Source organism: Lamprobacter sp. (assembly GCF_034860625.1).
Classification (GTDB): Bacteria; Pseudomonadota; Gammaproteobacteria; order Chromatiales; family Chromatiaceae; genus Lamprobacter.
Genome location: NZ_JAYESN010000405.1, coordinates 1 through 2,020, shown reverse-complemented (window position 1 = coordinate 2,020; position 2,020 = coordinate 1). Strand labels below are relative to the sequence as shown.

The window sequence follows — 2,020 nt, the reverse complement described above, 5'->3', positions numbered from 1 at the left end:
TCGGACCCGTTCGAGTCCATCCATCACTGACGACCAGGCCACCGTCGCCCGATTCCCAGCCACACCCTCATAGTAGCTTTGGTTGCTCGCATCCGCCGGCAGGCCCGCCCAGATGCGCGAGAGGTTATGCGCAAAGGCGTCGTCCGGTAGCCGACCCGCCTGCCAGGCCTCCAGCCCCGCATCGCGGGCGAGGGTCATCGCCATGCGATCCTGCAGTTCCGGTGTGAAGCGTTCCTGTCCATTGAGTCCAAGCCGGTTCATCAGATCGTCGAGCGTGTCATCGATGATCTGATAGCGCCCCACCGGCGAGCCGCCGCGCTCGGCGACCAAGCGCTGTTGCAGCGCTTGGATCTCGTGAAGGGTCAGGTCACTGAGGTTCAACGCCGACTGATTGGCATCGCGATAGAGCGCATTGTAGTTGCCCAGTGACTCAGGACCAGCGACCAGATCGAGCACCTGCCCGGTAACGCCACCGGTAACCGCAAAATGGATCAGTCCCTGGCTAGTCGAGCCGGATTCCAACGTTTTTTTTTCCGACTCATCGACGACAGACTGTGCCCGGTTATAGGCGATGATGCCCGTCAGCTTGCTGTTGTCGAGACTGTGCGCGGCGTCAGTCAACTGCCCGGCGATCGCCTGGCCCAACTCCGGTCCGTGCTCATCGATCAGCCGGTCGAGTTGCGCCTGATGCGAGGGGAGTGTGATCTCCACACCGCTGAGGGCGGTATGGCCCATCCATGCCCAATCGACCCGGCCGCGGTAAAACGCCTCCTGAGACTCCGTCAGCGCCTGCGGTGGCAGCGTCTGCAGCTGATAATCGGCCAGGGTGCTAATCGCATCGCCATAACGCTCGCGCGCCTGCGCCACCGCCACCGCACCCTGCCAGCCCTCCCCGCTCTGCAGACCGCTGAGCAGGCCATTGAAGGCCTCGATCGCGCGATCGCCCTTGATCATGCCGCGGCGCAGCAGGTTCTCGATGCCGCCGGCGAGGGCATCGGTGCTCGCCTCGGCCGGCGAGCGGTAGCTGTTGGCCTCGGTGATGATCTGCCGCTCCCAGTGTGCCGCGCGCGCGGCCGCGACCCGCTGCGTCTGTCCTTGTTCGACGCCCGCGAAACGGGACTGCGCTCCGGCATGGAAGGCATCGACGCCCGCTGCGCCAGTGCTGATTGCTCCGGCCCCATTGCCCAACCCAGCCGCCGCCGCGCGTGGATCAAACAGTCCCGCGCCCATCACCTGATCGCGTGTCGATCCGAACGTCCCGCCTGCACCGAAACCGCCAACCCCTCCGACCGGCTCAGGATCAGCGCCCGTCCCACCAGGCCCATGGAAGGCCTCGCCCAGGAGGCCGAACGCGGTTTCGCGCGCTTGCAAGCGCTCGCCATCGCTGAGTGCCCGCTCTGGCTGTGCGAAGCCGGCCAGCAGATGCATCGCGGCCGCAGCGCGCGCCTGCTCGGGGTTGGCGAACACACCCATGGCGTTGTACCAGCTCGCAACCCGTTCGTGATCCCCGGTCAGCCCAAGCCGATCGATGGCCCCATAGGCCTGCTGGGCCAACGCGGGCTGGCTGGCCAGACGCTGGCCGACCTCGGCGGCGCGATAGCTGCCGGAGGCCGCGGCCGACTGCGACAGCCGCTCGGCACGCTGATGGGCGCGGCTGTCCTGGACCAGATCGGAAGCGCTCTCTTGTAGCTGAGCACTGTCCTGGCGGCTAAGGCCTTCGGTGAACACACTGCGGTTGCCCTGCTGAGCATCCTGCCTGACGGACTCGGCGAGATTCGTCTGGAAGCTCGTCTCTGAACTGACCCGAGCCGCGATGGTGTCAGCGATCTCCCCCGATAGGCTGTCGCCGACGCGGTACTGGCTTTGCAATCGACCCTGCAACTCGGCGCTGATGGCCTTGCGCGAGTGACCTTCTCCGGCAAGGCTGGCCCCCGTCGCCAGCATGCCTGCCATTTGGTTCTCAGATAAGCTGGCTTGCTCATAGCTCCGTTTCAGGTCGGTGCCCTCGGCAAACAATGTC

The 2,020-nt window shown here is 65.7% G+C and carries 1 pseudogene; it reads right to left on the bottom strand.

The features are described from left to right. Window positions 1-1,953: pseudogene (locus tag VBE63_RS28115) on the bottom strand (muramidase); the annotation flags it as partial. Window positions 1,954-2,020: the final 67 nt, after the last annotated feature.